At 60.1% G+C, this 15,648-nt stretch carries 13 protein-coding genes; 10 read left to right on the forward strand and 3 right to left on the reverse strand.

What is annotated here, in order from left to right; genetic code table 11:
* Positions 1 to 15: 15 nt before the first annotated feature.
* Positions 16 to 900, forward strand: a complete 885-nt coding sequence (gene rarD / locus GIR22_RS08010) for an EamA family transporter RarD (RefSeq protein ID WP_154742813.1) — start codon at positions 16 to 18, stop codon at positions 898 to 900.
* Positions 901 to 1,122: 222 nt separating this feature from the next.
* On the opposite strand, the gene GIR22_RS08015 is transcribed toward rarD, so the two are convergent.
* Positions 1,123 to 1,641 (reverse strand): glycine cleavage system transcriptional repressor, encoded by a 519-nt coding sequence (locus tag GIR22_RS08015; protein ID WP_154742814.1) that lies wholly within the window; start codon positions 1,639 to 1,641, stop codon positions 1,123 to 1,125.
* 515 nt (positions 1,642 to 2,156) lie between these two features.
* Here GIR22_RS08015 and GIR22_RS08020 point away from each other — a divergent pair.
* Entirely contained in the window at positions 2,157 to 4,334 is a 2,178-nt protein-coding gene (locus GIR22_RS08020; RefSeq protein WP_154742815.1) for a malate synthase G, read from the forward strand.
* Positions 4,335 to 4,492: 158 nt separating this feature from the next.
* On the opposite strand, the gene GIR22_RS08025 is transcribed toward GIR22_RS08020, so the two are convergent.
* Positions 4,493 to 4,942 carry a response regulator gene (locus tag GIR22_RS08025; RefSeq protein WP_154742816.1) on the reverse strand — a complete coding sequence of 150 codons (450 nt, stop codon included), beginning with the start codon at positions 4,940 to 4,942 and terminating at the stop codon, positions 4,493 to 4,495.
* Between the two features lie 246 nt (positions 4,943 to 5,188).
* Between GIR22_RS08025 and GIR22_RS08030 the strand changes: the two genes are divergently transcribed.
* The 8 genes from GIR22_RS08030 (at position 5,189) to GIR22_RS08060 (ending at position 14,166) form a co-directional block, all read left to right on the forward strand.
* Positions 5,189 to 7,123 (forward strand): putative nucleotidyltransferase substrate binding domain-containing protein, encoded by a 1,935-nt coding sequence (locus GIR22_RS08030; protein WP_343039641.1) that lies wholly within the window; start codon positions 5,189 to 5,191, stop codon positions 7,121 to 7,123.
* Positions 7,120 to 7,827, forward strand: a complete 708-nt coding sequence (locus GIR22_RS08035) for an exonuclease domain-containing protein (protein WP_178122154.1) — start codon at positions 7,120 to 7,122, stop codon at positions 7,825 to 7,827. The genes GIR22_RS08030 and GIR22_RS08035 overlap by 4 nt, the downstream gene beginning before the upstream one ends.
* A gap of 176 nt (positions 7,828 to 8,003) precedes the next feature.
* Positions 8,004 to 8,522 carry an RNA polymerase sigma factor gene (locus GIR22_RS08040; RefSeq protein WP_154742818.1) on the forward strand — a complete coding sequence of 173 codons (519 nt, stop codon included), beginning with the start codon at positions 8,004 to 8,006 and terminating at the stop codon, positions 8,520 to 8,522.
* Positions 8,519 to 9,487 (forward strand): FecR domain-containing protein, encoded by a 969-nt coding sequence (locus GIR22_RS08045; protein ID WP_154742819.1) that lies wholly within the window; start codon positions 8,519 to 8,521, stop codon positions 9,485 to 9,487. The genes GIR22_RS08040 and GIR22_RS08045 overlap by 4 nt, the downstream gene beginning before the upstream one ends.
* Before the next feature lie 248 nt (positions 9,488 to 9,735).
* Positions 9,736 to 12,165 (forward strand): TonB-dependent siderophore receptor, encoded by a 2,430-nt coding sequence (locus GIR22_RS08050; protein ID WP_154742820.1) that lies wholly within the window; start codon positions 9,736 to 9,738, stop codon positions 12,163 to 12,165.
* Between the two features lie 64 nt (positions 12,166 to 12,229).
* Positions 12,230 to 13,333, forward strand: a complete 1,104-nt coding sequence (locus GIR22_RS08055) for a PepSY-associated TM helix domain-containing protein (RefSeq protein ID WP_154742821.1) — start codon at positions 12,230 to 12,232, stop codon at positions 13,331 to 13,333.
* Positions 13,330 to 13,506 (forward strand): hypothetical protein, encoded by a 177-nt coding sequence (locus GIR22_RS25940; RefSeq protein WP_178122155.1) that lies wholly within the window; start codon positions 13,330 to 13,332, stop codon positions 13,504 to 13,506. Before GIR22_RS08055 ends, GIR22_RS25940 begins: the two co-directional genes overlap by 4 nt.
* Positions 13,507 to 13,536: 30 nt before the next feature.
* Positions 13,537 to 14,166, forward strand: coding sequence for a glutathione S-transferase (locus GIR22_RS08060; RefSeq protein WP_154742822.1), 630 nt, complete (start codon positions 13,537 to 13,539; stop codon positions 14,164 to 14,166).
* Between the two features lie 89 nt (positions 14,167 to 14,255).
* Here the strand turns inward: GIR22_RS08060 and creD are convergent, their stop codons facing one another.
* Positions 14,256 to 15,632, reverse strand: a complete 1,377-nt coding sequence (creD, locus tag GIR22_RS08065; RefSeq protein WP_154742823.1) for a cell envelope integrity protein CreD — start codon at positions 15,630 to 15,632, stop codon at positions 14,256 to 14,258.
* Positions 15,633 to 15,648 lie beyond the last annotated feature (16 nt).

A 15,648-nucleotide genomic window follows, 5' to 3' on the forward strand; every position in this document is an offset into this window, starting at 1 on the left:
AAGCAAGGATTCTGCATGCAAGCCGCCAATCCCCGTCGCGGATACATATTGGGCCTGAGTGCCTACATCATTTGGGGCTTGTTCCCGCTCTATTTCAAAGCCATCGCCAGCGTTCCCGCCGTGGAAATCATCGTCCACCGCGTGCTTTGGTCGGCGCTGTTTGGCAGCCTGCTGTTGATGGTCTGGAAACACCCTGGCTGGTGGCGCGAACTGCGAGACAATCCCAAGCGCTTGGCAGTCCTGGCGCTAAGCGGCTCTTTGATCGCAGGCAACTGGCTGACCTATGTCTGGTCGGTCAACAGCGGCCGCATGCTGGAAGCCAGCCTCGGCTACTACATCAACCCACTGGTCAATGTGTTGCTGGGCATGCTGATCCTGGGCGAACGCCTGCGCCGTCTGCAATGGGTGGCCGTCGGGCTCGCCGCCTTGGGTGTAGCGCAACAGGTGTGGCAGGTCGGCAGTTTGCCGTGGGTCTCCCTGGTGCTGGCGCTGTCATTCGGTTTCTATGGTTTGATCCGTAAACAGGCGCCGGTCAAGGCACTGCCGGGGCTGGTGGTGGAAACCTGGATGTTGGTGCCGATTGCGGTGGCCTGGTTGCTGTTCAACCCCACAGCCCACAGTGCGCAAATGGAATTCTGGGGCACGTCCGAAGCCTGGTGGCTGATCGCCGCCGGCCCCATAACACTGGTCCCGCTGGTGTGCTTCAACGCTGCAGCACGGCACTTGCCCTACACCACCCTGGGCTTCCTGCAATACCTGGCGCCCACCTTGGTGCTGTTGCAAGCGGTGCTGTTGTTCGATGAGCACCTGACCTCCAGCAGCCTGATTGCCTTCCTGTTTATCTGGGCCGGCCTGGCGGTCTACAGCGTCGATGCCTGGCTGAGCCTGCGTAAACGCTGATCAAATAACATACAAACCTCTGCAAGCCACAGCTATCGTGGCTTGCAGGCATCTACCCCAAGGTTATCCACATGCGGGTCCCCGGCGTTTGTGCACAACCCCTTGAAACTGCTCGTTTTTTGCCCAACCGAAGAAGAGCCCCGGCGGGTGTGGCCTGGCGCCGGATCTCTACAGGTTATCCACAGGCCCATGCAAGATTTCCATGAACAACGTTGTGGGCAGTTATTCCTCGCTGCGCAACTCCAGTTCCACCATCAAGTCGTCGGCCAAGGTTTCCAGCGCAGCTTGCAGCGTGTCCAGTGACAACGTCGATGGCACCGCCAATGAAGCTTCGGCATGAAACAGTGGGTCACCGCTCATAGGCGCCGGGCGCACATCGGTGGCCAGGCGTTCCAGGTTGACACCCTGCTTGCTCAGTAACGCGGTAATCTCGCGCACAATTCCCGGGCGGTCATTGCCGACCAACGTCATCGAGATCGGCTTGCTCTGCGAGGTTTGCCCAGCACTGCTCTCGCCGACCAATACCCGAATGCCGTGGGTTGAGAGATCCTCCAGCGCATCCACCAACTCCTCACGGCTTTCAGCCGGCACACTCACCCGCAGGATCCCGGCAAACTGCCCGGCCATGTGCGCCATGCGGCTTTCCAGCCAGTTGCCACCGTGGACGGCGATGCATTGCGCGATACGTTCAACCAGGCCCGGCTTGTCCGCGGCGATGATAGTCAGTACGAGATGATCCATGACGCAGCCCTCTGGTGATTTTTGTAGGAGCGAGCTTGCTCGCGATAAACGTCAACGATAACGCGGGCATCCTGACGAAACACTATGCCTTGGGTTTTTCGCAAGCAAACTCGCTCCTACACAAGGTGGACGCAGGCGCCCATGAAAACAAATCGTGTACCATTTTTATTTTTATATGGAACAATCCAATAGTTTTTTGAGAACATCCTATACCCCGCCGTGACCATACGACCACAGCGGGTCGTTAAACGACGTATTTAGTCTAATTTTCACAACCGCAACTCATCATGTAGTATGCCAAACCGCGCACTACATAACGTTAAGTCGATGTCCGCCAAGACGCCGTAGTAACCTCGAACACCCCGTCAGCAAGGCTTTGCCGTTGATTGGAACCACCCAGCCGCCATCTATGGCATGTACTGGTGCCCAGGGTTTGTGGTTTAAATGGCCAGAGGCTTCATTGGTAAATTGAAAAAGCTGAAAAGCGAATTAAGCTCCGCAGAGTGAGGCAAGCAATGACTGAACACGTTCAAGTCGGTGGCCTGCAGGTCGCCAAAGTCCTGTTCGACTTCGTGAACAACGAAGCCATTCCCGGTACCGGCCTCACCGCCGACCAGTTCTGGGCCGGTGCCGACAAGGTCATCCACGACCTGGCGCCGAAGAACAAAGCCCTACTCGCCAAACGCGACGATTTCCAAGCGCGAATCGACACCTGGCATCAGGCCCACGCAGGCCAGGCTCATGATCCGGTGGCCTACAAGGCCTTCTTGCACGACATCGGATACCTGCTGCCAGAAGCTGCGGATTTCCAGGCCTCGACCGAAAATGTCGATGATGAAATCGCACGCATGGCCGGCCCGCAACTGGTGGTACCGGTGATGAACGCCCGTTTCGCCCTCAATGCCTCCAATGCGCGCTGGGGTTCGCTGTACGACGCGCTGTATGGCACCGACGCCATCAGCGACGCCGACGGCGCCGAGAAAGGCCAGGGCTACAACAAGGTGCGTGGCGACAAGGTCATCGCCTTCGCCCGCGCCTTCCTCGATGAAGCCGCCCCCCTTACCGCCGGCAGCCACATTGACTCCACCGGCTACAAAATCGTCGACGCCAAGTTGGTGGTCAGCCTCAAGGGTGGCAGCAACAGCGGCCTGCGTAACGATGCCCAACTGATCGGCTACCAGGGCGATGCCGCCAAACCCATCGCGATCCTGCTGAAAAACCACGGCCTGCATTTCGAGATCCAGATCGACGCCAGCACCCCGGTCGGCCAGACCGATGCCGCCGGTGTCAAAGACATCCTGATGGAAGCCGCGCTGACCACCATCATGGACTGCGAAGACTCCGTCGCCGCCGTCGATGCCGATGACAAAGTGGTGATCTACCGCAACTGGCTCGGCCTGATGAAAGGCAACCTGGCCGAAGAGGTGGCCAAGGGTGGCAAGACCTTCACCCGTACCATGAACGCCGACCGCAGCTACACCGGTGTCGATGGGCTGCCCGTGACGTTGCATGGCCGTTCGCTGCTGTTCGTGCGCAACGTCGGGCACCTGATGACCATCGACGCGATCCTCGACAAAGACGCCAACGAAGTGCCGGAAGGCATCCTCGATGGTCTGCTCACCAGCCTGGCGGCAGTCCACAGCCTCAATGGCAACAACAGCCGCAAGAACAGCCGCACCGGTTCGGTCTATATCGTTAAACCGAAAATGCACGGCCCTGAAGAAGCGGCATTTACCAACGAGCTGTTCGGCCGTATTGAAGAAGTGCTGAACCTGGCGCGTAACACCCTCAAGGTCGGGATCATGGACGAGGAGCGCCGTACCACGGTCAACCTCAAGGCTTGCATCAAGGCCGCCAGCGAGCGGGTGGTGTTTATCAACACCGGCTTCCTCGACCGCACCGGCGACGAAATCCACACCTCCATGGAAGCCGGCGCGATGGTGCGCAAGGCGGCAATGAAGACTGAAAAATGGATCGGCGCCTATGAAAACTGGAACGTCGATATCGGTTTGAGCACCGGCCTGCAAGGTCGTGCGCAGATTGGTAAAGGCATGTGGGCCATGCCCGACCTGATGGCCGCCATGCTCGAGCAGAAAATCGCTCACCCGCTGGCCGGCGCCAACACCGCCTGGGTGCCGTCGCCGACCGCCGCTGCGCTGCACGCACTGCACTATCACAAGGTCGACGTGTTCGCCCGCCAGGCCGAACTGGCCAAGCGCGAACGCGCGTCGGTGGACGACATCCTGACCATTCCCCTGGCCAGCAACACGGATTGGTCCGACGCCGAAGTCCGCAACGAACTGGACAACAACGCCCAGGGCATCCTCGGTTACGTGGTGCGCTGGATCGACCAGGGTGTTGGCTGTTCGAAAGTGCCGGACATCAATGACATTGGCCTGATGGAAGACCGCGCCACCCTGCGCATCTCCAGCCAGATGATCGCCAACTGGTTGCGCCATGGCATCGTCAACGAAGCCCAGGTGATGGAAAGCCTCAAGCGCATGGCGCCGGTGGTGGACCGTCAGAACGCGGGTGACGCGCTGTACCGTCCGCTGGCCCCGGACTTCGACAGCAACATCGCCTTCCAGGCGGCAGTGGAGTTGGTGATTGAAGGGACCAAACAGCCTAACGGCTATACCGAGCCGGTGCTGCATCGTCGGCGTCGGGAGTTCAAGGCCAAGAATGGCCTGTGAGTAAACGCTGAAAACCAAAAAGCCCCCTGGATGAAAATCCAGGGGGCTTTGGCGTTTGTTGCAGGCGCCAGCTTGCTCGCGAAAAACCAGAGGTCACAGCGGTTATCCATAATGCCCGCGTTATCGTTGACGATTTTCGTGGGCAAGCTCGCTCCTACCTACGGGACCATCCCCAACTCGCGCTTCACCATCCTCGCCAGCTTCTCGCTATCAAGCGGCTTGAGCAAAAAATCCACCACGTCCATATGCATGGCGTCGATCACGTCTGGCGCCTCGGCATCGCCGGACATAACGATGATCGGCAAGGCCGCTCGGGGGGAACTGCGCACCTGACGAATTAATTCCAAACCATTGCTGGGCTCCATGCGCAGGTCGGTGATCAACAAACCGATGGAGCTACTGCTGGACTTCAACAACGCCCACGCGGCCTCGCCGCTGGCGGCGGTCATGCAGCGAATACCGTCCTGGCTCAGGATTTCCGCCAACAGTTCGCGCGCGTCCTGGTCGTCATCCACGATCAAAACCCGTTGCGGCGGTAAATCAGGCTCGAGCATCACAGCGCTTAGCGCTTCGCGCTCGGCATCACTCAAAATATCGTGGTCAGGCATACGGTTCTCTAATAACTCTCAACAATCTCCCAGCTTCAGAAATAAGACATCGCCAGAAGGGCGCTCAATGTGCACTTCGTCGGAAAATTTTCCTAGGGCGGTTTTGCAGGACTTAGACGATATTCACGTAAGGTTTTTCCCTGGTTTTTGGCGATTGCATCACCACCTAGACTTACGTCCAATGGGCACCCATCGCGCAGGAGTCGACCATGCAGAACGACAACGACAAAAACTGCGGTCATGGTTATGAGTAAAGCTGATGCTTTCGCACAAGCGGGGAAAACCGCTGTGCTGCAGAACATCCAAGGTACCCTGCAACTCCTGCAACGCTTCCCGCCGTTCAACCAAATGGAAAATGCCCACTTGGCGTTTCTGGTGGAACAGTGCCAATTACGCTTCTACGGGCCAGGCGAGAGCATTCTCAAACCCTCGGGTGGGCCGGTAGAACACTTCTACATCGTCAAACAGGGGCGCGTGGTGGGCGAGCGCCCACACACGGCCAAGGGCGGGACCGAAACCACCTTTGAAATCACCGCGGGTGAATGTTTCCCCCTGGCGGCACTGTTGGGGGAGCGGGCAACCCGCACCGAACACAAGGCCGCCGAAGACACCTTCTGCCTGCAGTTGAACAAGCCGGCGTTTATCAAGTTGTTCGCCCTCTCCAGCCCGTTCCGCGACTTCGCTTTGCGCGGAGTGAGCAGCTTGTTGGATCAGGTCAACCAGCAAGTCCAGCAAAAAGCCGTGGAAACCCTCGGCACTCAATATTCCTTGAACACTCGCCTGGGTGACCTGGCCATGCGCCATCCGGTGGCCTGCAGTCCGCAGACCCCCTTGCGCGAAGCCGTGACGCTGATGCATGAACAGCAAGTGGGCAGCATTGTGGTGGTGGACGAGCATAAAACGCCCCTGGGGATTTTCACCCTGCGCGACCTGCGCCAGGTGGTGGCCGACGGCACCAGTGATTTCAACCAAGACATTGAGCGCCATATGACCCAGGCGCCGTTCTTCCTCAGCCCGGACCACAGTGCGTTCGATGCGGCCATCGCCATGACCGAGCGGCATATCGCCCACGTCTGCCTGGTCAAGGACCAGCGCCTGTGCGGCGTGGTCTCCGAGCGTGACCTGTTTTCCCTGCAGCGGGTGGACCTGGTGCACCTGTCCCGGACCATCCGCAACGCGCCCCGGGTGGAAAACCTGGTGGCGATCCGTGGCGAAATCGGCCAACTGGTGGAACGCATGCTGGCCCATGGTGCGTCGTCGACCCAGATCACCCACATCATCACCCTGCTCAACGACCACACGGTATGCCGAGTTATCGAGCTGACCCTGGCAGACAAGGGCAACCCCGGCGTGCCTTTCAGTTGGTTGTGTTTTGGCAGCGAAGGCCGTCGCGAACAAACGCTGTACACCGATCAGGATAACGGCATCCTGTTCGACGCCAAGGACGCCGCGCAAGCCGCCGAGATTCGCAGCCGCTTGCTGCCGTTGGCGCAGCAGATCAACCAAAGCCTGGCGCTGTGTGGCTTTACCCTGTGCAAGGGCAACATCATGGCCGGTAACCCGCAGCTATGCCTGTCCCGCGCCGAATGGGCACGGCGTTTTGCCGGGTTCATTCGCGAAGCAACTCCGGAAAATGTGTTGGGTTCAAGTATCTACTTCGATTTGCGGGTGGTCTGGGGCGATGAGCAAGGGTGCGAGCAATTGCGCGCAGGGATTCTCGATCAAGTGGCAGATAATCGTTTGTTCCAGCGCATGATGGCCGAGAACGCCTTACGCCAGCGGCCACCGGTGGGGCGTTTCCGTGACTTTGTGCTGACGCGCAAGGGTCCGGAAAAGGCCACACTCGACCTCAAGGTCCAAGGCCTGACCCCCTTCGTCGACGGTGCCCGCCTGCTGGCCCTGGCCAACGGCATCAGCGCCAACAACACCCTGGAGCGCCTGCGCCAGTTGGTGGCCAAGGAGGTCATCGAACCCTTGGACGGCGCGGCCTATGAAGAGGCCTATCACTTTATCCAGCAAACCCGCATGCAACAGCACCAACTGCAAACCCGGGAAAACCAGCCCTATTCCAACCGTGTCGACCCCGACAGCCTCAACCACCTGGACCGACGCATCCTGCGTGAGTCCCTGCGCCAGGCCCAACGCCTGCAAAGCAGCCTGAGTTTTCGGTATCAGTTGTGAGCCTGTTCAGTTGGCTGCGCAAACCCAAGCCTGGCCTGGACCCGACGCTACAGCGGCGTGTCGAGCAATTGCCCACGCCAGGGGAGCTGGGAACATGCTCACTGCGGGACCAGCGCTGGGTGGTAGTGGACCTGGAAACCAGCGGCCTGAACCTCAACCGGGATCAGGTGCTGTCCATCGGCGCGGTGGTGATCGAGGACGGCGCCGTCGACTTTTCCCAACTGTTCGAACGCACCCTCCATCGAGCCGACAACAAGCTCAACCCCAGCGTGCTGATCCACGGCCTGGGGCCCAGCGCCATCGCCGCCGGTTGCGACCCCGCCAAGGCGTTGCTGGACTTCATGGAGTTCGTCGGCGACAGCCCGTTGCTGGCCTTTCATGCGCCGTTCGATCAACACATGCTGGGGCGGGCGCTCAAGGACAGTTTGAACTACCGCCTGGGCCATCCGTTTTTGGACGTAGCCGACATCGCCCCTCTGCTGTGTCCCGAGGCCACGATTCGCGAAGCCGGGCTGGATAACTGGATCGGGCATTTCAACCTGCAGGTGGGCGAGCGCCACCACGCCAGCGCCGATGCTTTGGCCACGGCAGAGCTGATGTTGATTTTGTTCAGCCGGGCACGGCAGCAGCAAATGGACAGTCCATTGGCGTTACAGCAGCGGTTGAGCCAGTGGAAGCGCCGACAGCAATCACCCTCCTTCTGAATCAGAAGGGCGACGGTGCCGGGATTACGGCCGCTGCGCGCCCGATCGCAGGCTGCGCCAGCGGCTACAGGTGGCGACAAGTGCCATCACCCGACCAACGCCAATTGCCACCACCTTCCGCCTCTGACACAATCGCGAATAATTCTCGTTAGTTTAAATTTTCGATCGGTGATGCCTTGTCGTCAGCCCAAAGTCCCCACAGTGAGCTTGTTGGCACGTTGTACCGTGACCATCGCGGCTGGCTGCTGGCGTGGCTGCGACGCAATGTGGCCTGCCCCAGCCGTGCCGAAGACCTGAGCCAGGACACCTTCATGCGCCTGCTGGGCCGTGAAGAACTACGCGAACCCCGCGAACCCCGGGCATTCCTGGTGGCCATCGCCAAGGGCCTGCTGTTCGATTATTTTCGTCGCGCCGCCCTGGAACAAGCCTACCTCACCGAACTGATGCTGATCCCGGAAAGCGAACATCCGTCTCCGGAAGAGCAGCAACTGATCCTCGAAGACCTCAAGGCCATCGATCGCCTGCTGGGCAAACTCTCCAGCAAGGCCCGCGCCGCCTTCCTTTATAACCGCCTCGACGGTATGGGCCATGCCGAAATCGCCCAACGCCTCGGCGTGTCGGTACCCCGGGTGCGGCAGTACCTGGCCCAGGGTATTCGCCAGTGCTATGTCGCGCTGTATGGCGAGCCGCTATGAGCCAGGTCAGTTCCAAACCAGTCTCGGCCCGGGTGCTGGACGCCGCGATCGCCTGGCAACTGTCCCTGGGCTCGGGTGACGACAGCGCCGTGGAGCGTGAGGAATTCGCCAAATGGCTGGCCAGTGACAAGGAGCACGCCCGCGCCTGGCGCCAGTTGGGCATGCTAGATCAGCGCGTGGGTGTGGCCTCGGGCCCGGCGCGCGCCGCCTTGTTGCAGTCGCGCGCAGGCATCCGCCGACGAGTGCGCAAGCTCGGCAACGGCCTGGCCAGTGTGGTTCTAGTCGTCGGCCTGGGGTTGTTTGCGGGCCAGCGGTATGTGCCGATCAACTATTGGCTGGCCGACCAACGCACCGCCACCGGCGAACAGCGCACGCTGAAACTGGCAGACGGCACGGTGATCAGCCTCAACACCCACAGCGCCATCGACGTGCGCTTTGACGAAAAGCGCCGGCTGATCGTGTTGCAGGCAGGCGAGATGCTTGTCGAGACCGGCCACAACGATGCCCGACCCTTCATTGTCGAAACCCGCGAAGGCCGCCTGCGGCCTTTGGGCACGCGGTTTATCGTCAAGCGCGAAGACGCCGGCACGCGGCTCAGCGTGTTGCAATCCGCCGTCGCCGCCCAACCCCTGGCGTTGCATCAGGAACAGGTTTTCAAGGAAGGCCAACAAGTGCTGATGCGCAGCGACGGCCTCGGCCCGCTGCTGGCCGTCACCCCAGGCACCGATGCCTGGACCCGCGGCATGTTGGTGGTGGACAACGCACGGCTGGGCGATGTGGTGGAGGAACTGGGCCGCTATCGCACCGGGCATCTGGGGGTCGACAAGCATGTAGCCGACCTGAGGATTACCGGCAGCTTCCCACTGCACGATACCGACCTGGCACTCAATGCGCTGCTACCGACGTTGCCGGTGCAGATCCAGCAGCACACACCGTGGTGGGTGACAGTGACGAGCAGGCCTTGAGATAAGTGACTCCTGTAGCCGCTGGCGCAGCCTGCGATCGGCTGCGCAGCAGTCGTTTGGGCTGCCTTGAAACCGCTGAAGGTCCTGCGGCCCTTATCGCAGCCTCGTGCCTCGACAGCGGCTACAGGGATCGCCGATCACTTGTTCACGCTTACTAAATCGAAATTATTTTCATCCCCCCCTATCACTTTTTGAATCTCGCTCGGCACATAGGCAATTGAGAAATATTTTCATTCAGGAGCCGCTCCATGTCCCGCTCGCTCGACACTTTGTTGCGCCCCAGCCTGTTGGCCGTGGCCATTGCCCTCGGCGCCCCACTGGCCAGCACACCACTGATCGCCGCCGAACAAGCGTCCAGCGTGCGGGCCTACAACCTGCCCGCCGCACCGTTGTCCAGCACCCTGAACCAGATTGCCAGCCAGGCGGGCCTGGCGCTGACGCTGAATCCGGCGCTGGCATCGGGCAAGACCTCGGCTCCCGTCCAAGGCCAGTTCGATGCGCCGGGTGCATTGCGCGAAGCGTTGCGTGGCACCGGGTTGCAGTTGGAACAGAGCAGTGCGGGTACGTTCAGCCTGGTTGAGATTCCCGATGGAGTCGTGGCGTTGCCGCAAACCAGCATTATTGGCCAGGGCAACTATGAAAGCGCTTGGGGACCGGTGGAGGGGTATGTTGCTACGCGTACGGCGGCGGGTACGAAGACAGATACCGCACTGGTCGAAGCCCCGCGATCAATTTCCGTCGCCACCCGCAAGCAAATGCAGGACCGCAACGTCCAGAATCTCGATGACGCCGTCAAGTACATGCCCGGCATCGTTTCCGCCAGCTACGGCAGTGATACTCGCTACGACTGGATGCGCGTGCGCGGCTTCGAACCCACGCAGTTCCTCGATGGCCTGCCATTGCCAAGAGGCGTGTACGCCAACCCGAAAGCAGAGACCTGGAACCTCGACCGCATTGCTCTACTGCGTGGCCCGGCCTCCTCGGTCTATGGTCAAACCCCACCAGGCGGCCTCCTGGATATCGTCAGCCGGCGTCCCAGCGCTGAGTCGAGCAGTGCCATTCAGGTGCAATATGGCAGTGACAATTACCGTCAAATCAATTTCGCCAGCACTGGCAAGATCGATGATGAAGGTCAGTTTCTCTACGGTGTCAGCGGCGTAGTGCGTGATGCCGGCACCCAGGTCGATCACATCGACAACAAGCGCTACAACATCGCCCCCAGCCTGACCTGGAATATCGACACCGACACCAAGCTGACCCTGCTCTCGCAGTTCACTCGCGACGATACTGGGGCCACTAGTCAGTTCCTGCCGATAGTAGGCACCAAGATCAAATCGCCATTGGGTGAGGTGTCGCATCACAAGAACCTGGGCGACCCGGACTACGAGTTCTACGACCGCACCTACTACGCACTGGGCTATGCCTTCGAACATCGCTTCAACGATACCTGGCAGTTCAAGCAGAACCTGCGTTACACCAAGTCGGAGCTGTCCTTCCAGCAACTGACCGTGGGCTCCTATGCTTACTCACCGGTTGACGCTGCGGGCAATATCAGCCGCTCGTCTACCAACGTCGACGAAAACATTGGTCAATTCGCGGTCGACAATAACTTCCAGGCCGACTTCGCCACAGGTGACATCACCCACACCCTACTGCTCGGCCTGGATCATCAACGCACCGACACCTCGTACCTGTCGATTTACGGTACCGCAGGGACCGTCAACATCTTCAACCCGGTCAACACCCAACCGGTGGTGCGCCCGGCACGCTCAACTGCGTACTACGACTACAACCAGAAAACCGTGCAAACTGGTCTCTACGTGCAAGATCAGATGGCCCTGGACAAGTGGCGCCTAACGCTGGGCGGTCGTGAAGACTGGGTGCATCAAGGCACCACTTACTTCAACAAAAACGACGCGACCAACACTGACCGCAGCAAGAACTTCAGTGGCAACGCAGCGCTGAGCTACGTATTCGACTCGGGCTTTGTACCGTACATCTCCTACGCCGAATCGTTCCAGCCAGCGAGTAACGCTAGCGTCTCGCCGACCGAGTCGTACAAACCCACCGAAGGCAAGCAATGGGAACTGGGGATCAAGTACCAGCCGCCCGGCTCAAACACCCTGCTCAGTGCTGCGGTCTACGACCTGACCCAGAAGAACGTGCTGGTCACCAGCTTCGGGGCCGGTGGCCAGTCGGTCACCAACCAAACCGGTGAAGTGAAGGTAAAAGGCCTGGAACTGGAAGCGGTATCTGACGTGACCGAGAACCTCAAGGTCATCGCCGCTTACACCCTCGCTAAGTCCGAGGTGCAAAAAGGCCAATACAAAGGCAACCGCCTGCAACTGATGCCAAACCAGCAAGCCTCCCTGTGGACTGACTACACTTGGCACACTGGCGTGCTCGACGGTTTCGGCATTGGCGCGGGTGCGCGCTACACCGGTAATACTTATGGCGACCAAGGCAATACCTGGCTGGGTAAGGCCAACGCCTACACGGTGTTCGATGCCGCTGTGCATTACGACCTCGGCCGCCTGGACAACAGTCTCAAAGGTGCATCCTTGAAGTTGAACGCCACCAATTTGTTCGACAAGGACTACATTTCCACTTGTGATGCTTCCTATTGCTACTACGGCGACCAACGCAGCGTAGTAGCCAGCGCCACCTACCAATGGTAATCGGCTGAGTTAACAACCAAGCCGTCCCAAGAGGACGGCTTTTGGTTTGTCTGAAGGCTATGAAATGAAAAGCAAAACCATCCGCCGCTGGTCCTTCATCCACACCTGGACCAGCCTCGTCTGCACCGTATTCCTGCTGATGCTCGCACTGACCGGCCTGCCGCTGATCTTTCACCATGAGATCGATCACCTGCTGGGCAACGAACCCGAGCTCAAGCAGATGCCGGCCGGTACCCCGCAACTGAACCTGGAGCAGCTTGTGGCCAAGGCCCAGGCCCATCGCCCGGGCGAGGCCATGCAATACCTGGCCTGGGACGAGGATGACAAAAACGGTGTGATCGCGATCATGGCCGCCACGGCCGGCACCGAGCCCAATTCGTCCCACACCTTCATGCTCGACGCACGCACCGGCGAGGCGGTGGAAACACCTTCAGCCAATGGCGGGCTGACCCTGTTCCTGCTGCGCCTGCATGTGGATATGTTCGCCGGTTTGCCCGGCAAGCTGCTGCTGGCGTTCATGGGCATTCTGTTTGTGCTGGCGATTGTTTCCGGCACGGTGCTGTACCTGCCATTCATGCGCCGCTTGAAGTTCGCCACCGTGCGTCAGGACAAATCCACTCGGCTGCGCTGGCTCGACCTGCACAATCTGCTCGGCGTGGTCACTCTGACCTGGGCCCTGGTGGTGGGTGTGACCGGTGTTATCAGCGCCTGTGCCGACTTGATCATCGCCGCCTGGCGCACAGACAGCCTGAGCGCAATGATCGAACCCTACAAAGGTGCGCCACCCCTGACGCTGCGCGCGCCGGCCACGGACTTGCTGAAGATCGCCGAAAAAGCCGCCCCCGGCATGGAGCCCGACTTTATCGCCTTCCCCGGCACGCGGTTTTCCAGCGAGCACCATTACGCCGTGTTTATGAAAGGCAGCACCCACCTGACCTCGCACCTGCTCACGCCGGTGCTGATCGACGCCAGCAACCTGTCTGTCACCGCCATCGCCGAACGGCCGTGGTACATGGACGCCATGGGCATGTCCCAGCCGCTGCACTTTGGCGACTACGGCGGCATGCCGATGAAGATCCTCTGGGCGGTGCTGGATGTGCTGACCATCATCGTGCTGGGCAGTGGCGTGTATCTGTGGCTGGTACGGCGCAAGGCGGGCAAGTCATGAGGCCAAGGCAGTCGAACTTCTGGAAGGTGTTCAGTATTCCCCTGGGGATTGGCCTGCTCAGCGCGGCCGGGTTGTTTGCCGCGCTGCTGGGGGATGGCGTGTGGGATTCATGGAGCTGGGTCGGGCTGGGCATACCGTCGGTGATTGGCAGTTGGGCGTTGCTCAAGCGTTGAGCTAGGCTAGGCCTTTTCCGAGGATTCTTCATGTCAGCTCCCAGCATGACGTTGTTCCACAATCCCGCTTCGCCCTTCGTGCGCAAAGTCCTGGTGCTGCTCCATGAGACCGGCCAGCAGGACCGGGTTGCCCTGCAGACCGTCCTGGTCACGCCGATCAACCCGATCGAGCAGTTGAACGACGGTAACCCGCTGGGCAAGATCCCGGCGCTGCGCCTGGCTGACGGCAACATGCTGCACGACAGTCGGGTGATCTTCGATTACTTCGATCACCAGCACGTCGGCAACCCGTTGATTCCCCGTGACGGCTCGGCCCGCTGGCGGCGCCTGACCCTGGCCTCGACCGCCGACGGAATCATGGATGCGGCAGTGGTGGTGCGTTATGAAACCGCCCTGCGCCCGGCGGAAAAACACTGGGAACAATGGCTGGAGGAACAGCGCAACAAGATCCGTCGCGCCCTCGGCATGCTGGAACAGGACGCCATCGCCGAACTGACCAGCCATTTTGACGTTGCCGCCATCAGCGTGGCCTGTGCCTTGGGCTACCTGGACTACCGCCACCCGGATATGCAATGGCGGTCCAGCCATCCGCAGTTGGCCGCCTGGTACACCGAAGTCAGCCTGCGGCCGTCGATGATGGCGACCCAACCGCCGGTTTGATCACCGGCTTGTGCGGCGCAGGGAACAACGCGGTAATCCTCGCCACCAACTGCTCCCTTACGCGCTGATCCTCGCGCAACCCCAACGACCTACTCATGCGCCGCCTCCAGGTCAAACACCATGGGCTCGGCGCCCTTGCGCTTGCCCACGCCATACCAGTCCAGTTTGCGCGTCAGTACCATCACGGTTCCCAGCAGGCCGAACAGCAACAGCGAGCCCATCAACAGCGCGTAATCCTCGGCACTCAACAGCCCGTACAGCAAGCCATACAATGCCGCCAATCCCGCCGAAAACCCCAGGCCATGGGCCAGGCTGCGCAGCACGTGGCAGACATAAAAACCGATCAGCACCACGCAGGCACTGGCCGACAACAGGTACGCCAGGGCAAAGCCGATATGCTCGGACAGTGACAATAACAGCAGGTAGAAAAACGCCAGGGCCACCCCCACCAATGCGTACTGAATCGGGTGCACCGCCAGGCTCTTGAGTACCTCGAACAGAAAGAAACCGGCAAAGGTCAGGGCGATAAACAGCAACGCATATTTGATCGCCCGGTCGCTCTTGAGGTACTGATCCACCGGGTCGATAAAGCTCACGCCGAAGCTGCGGCCGTTGAAATCTTCACAGCCGCGTTCCGACAGGCAGCCGCGCAGGACCTCTTCAAGGTTGGTGGAAAAAAACGAGGCCTGCCAATTGGCGGTGAAGCCTTTGTCGGTGATCTCTCGCTGGGCTGGCAGGAAGTTGCCGATAAAACTGGGATGCGGCCAGTTGGACGCAAGTTTCACCTGGCTGGTCTTGCCCACCGGCACCACTTGCAGTTGCTCGGTGCCTTGCAGGCGCAGGTCAAAAGCAAAGTCCAGCGGCGCAGGTTTTTGACGGTTTTGCTCGGGCAGCATCACGTGCACGCCCTCCCCCAGCCAATCCACTTGGGTTCCCGGCGAGAACTCCAGGCGCTGGCTGCCCAGCTCCAGTTTCAGCGCATTCTCGATGCCGCGAATATCGCTGATGCCCACCGCCAGAAACGCCTGGTCAAACTGGTAATCGGCAAAATTTTCACGGATGCCCAACTGCGCCGGCAAAACAAAACGCCCGCTGATGCGGTTATCGGCATGGAACAGCCGCGCCTGGTAGATGCCCCGGGCCCGCAGTTCGGTTTGCACCTGGCCGTCGAGTTCAAAGTGCTCCGGCAGGAAATACAGACGACCGCGCACTTCCCGGGTTTGCTCGTAGCGCTTGTTGAGTTTTTCATTGAGCTTCCACTCACGAAGGGTCTTGCGATAAGGCACCACCATCACTGGCCCACTCAAGCGCTGGCTGTAGCTGGAACTGCGGGCAATATCCATCAACACGCCGTCGCGCAACTGCTGGCGGTCATTGATGATGCCGTCGATCATCAGCAACGGAATCAGCAACAGCAGGATCAGTAGTGCGATGGCACCGAGTTTGAATAGCAGGCTGCGGTTCATGGATCTCTCCCTGTTT

The sequence above is a fragment of the Pseudomonas karstica genome, assembly GCF_009707515.1.
Lineage (GTDB): Bacteria > Pseudomonadota > Gammaproteobacteria > Pseudomonadales > Pseudomonadaceae > Aquipseudomonas > Aquipseudomonas karstica.

What these genes read in the sequence shown, in the direction of transcription:
- rarD (WP_154742813.1), top strand. Translation starts at nt 16, where the DNA reads ATGCAAGCCGCCAATCCCCGTCGCGGATACATATTGGGCCTGAGTGCC.
- GIR22_RS08015 (WP_154742814.1), bottom strand. Translation starts at nt 1,641, where the DNA reads ATGGATCATCTCGTACTGACTATCATCGCCGCGGACAAGCCGGGCCTG.
- GIR22_RS08020 (WP_154742815.1), top strand. Translation starts at nt 2,157, where the DNA reads ATGACTGAACACGTTCAAGTCGGTGGCCTGCAGGTCGCCAAAGTCCTG.
- GIR22_RS08025 (WP_154742816.1), bottom strand. Translation starts at nt 4,942, where the DNA reads ATGCCTGACCACGATATTTTGAGTGATGCCGAGCGCGAAGCGCTAAGC.
- GIR22_RS08030 (WP_343039641.1), top strand. Translation starts at nt 5,189, where the DNA reads ATGAGTAAAGCTGATGCTTTCGCACAAGCGGGGAAAACCGCTGTGCTG.
- GIR22_RS08045 (WP_154742819.1), top strand. Translation starts at nt 8,519, where the DNA reads ATGAGCCAGGTCAGTTCCAAACCAGTCTCGGCCCGGGTGCTGGACGCC.
- GIR22_RS08050 (WP_154742820.1), top strand. Translation starts at nt 9,736, where the DNA reads ATGTCCCGCTCGCTCGACACTTTGTTGCGCCCCAGCCTGTTGGCCGTG.
- GIR22_RS08055 (WP_154742821.1), top strand. Translation starts at nt 12,230, where the DNA reads ATGAAAAGCAAAACCATCCGCCGCTGGTCCTTCATCCACACCTGGACC.
- GIR22_RS25940 (WP_178122155.1), top strand. Translation starts at nt 13,330, where the DNA reads ATGAGGCCAAGGCAGTCGAACTTCTGGAAGGTGTTCAGTATTCCCCTG.
- GIR22_RS08060 (WP_154742822.1), top strand. Translation starts at nt 13,537, where the DNA reads ATGTCAGCTCCCAGCATGACGTTGTTCCACAATCCCGCTTCGCCCTTC.
- creD (WP_154742823.1), bottom strand. Translation starts at nt 15,632, where the DNA reads ATGAACCGCAGCCTGCTATTCAAACTCGGTGCCATCGCACTACTGATC.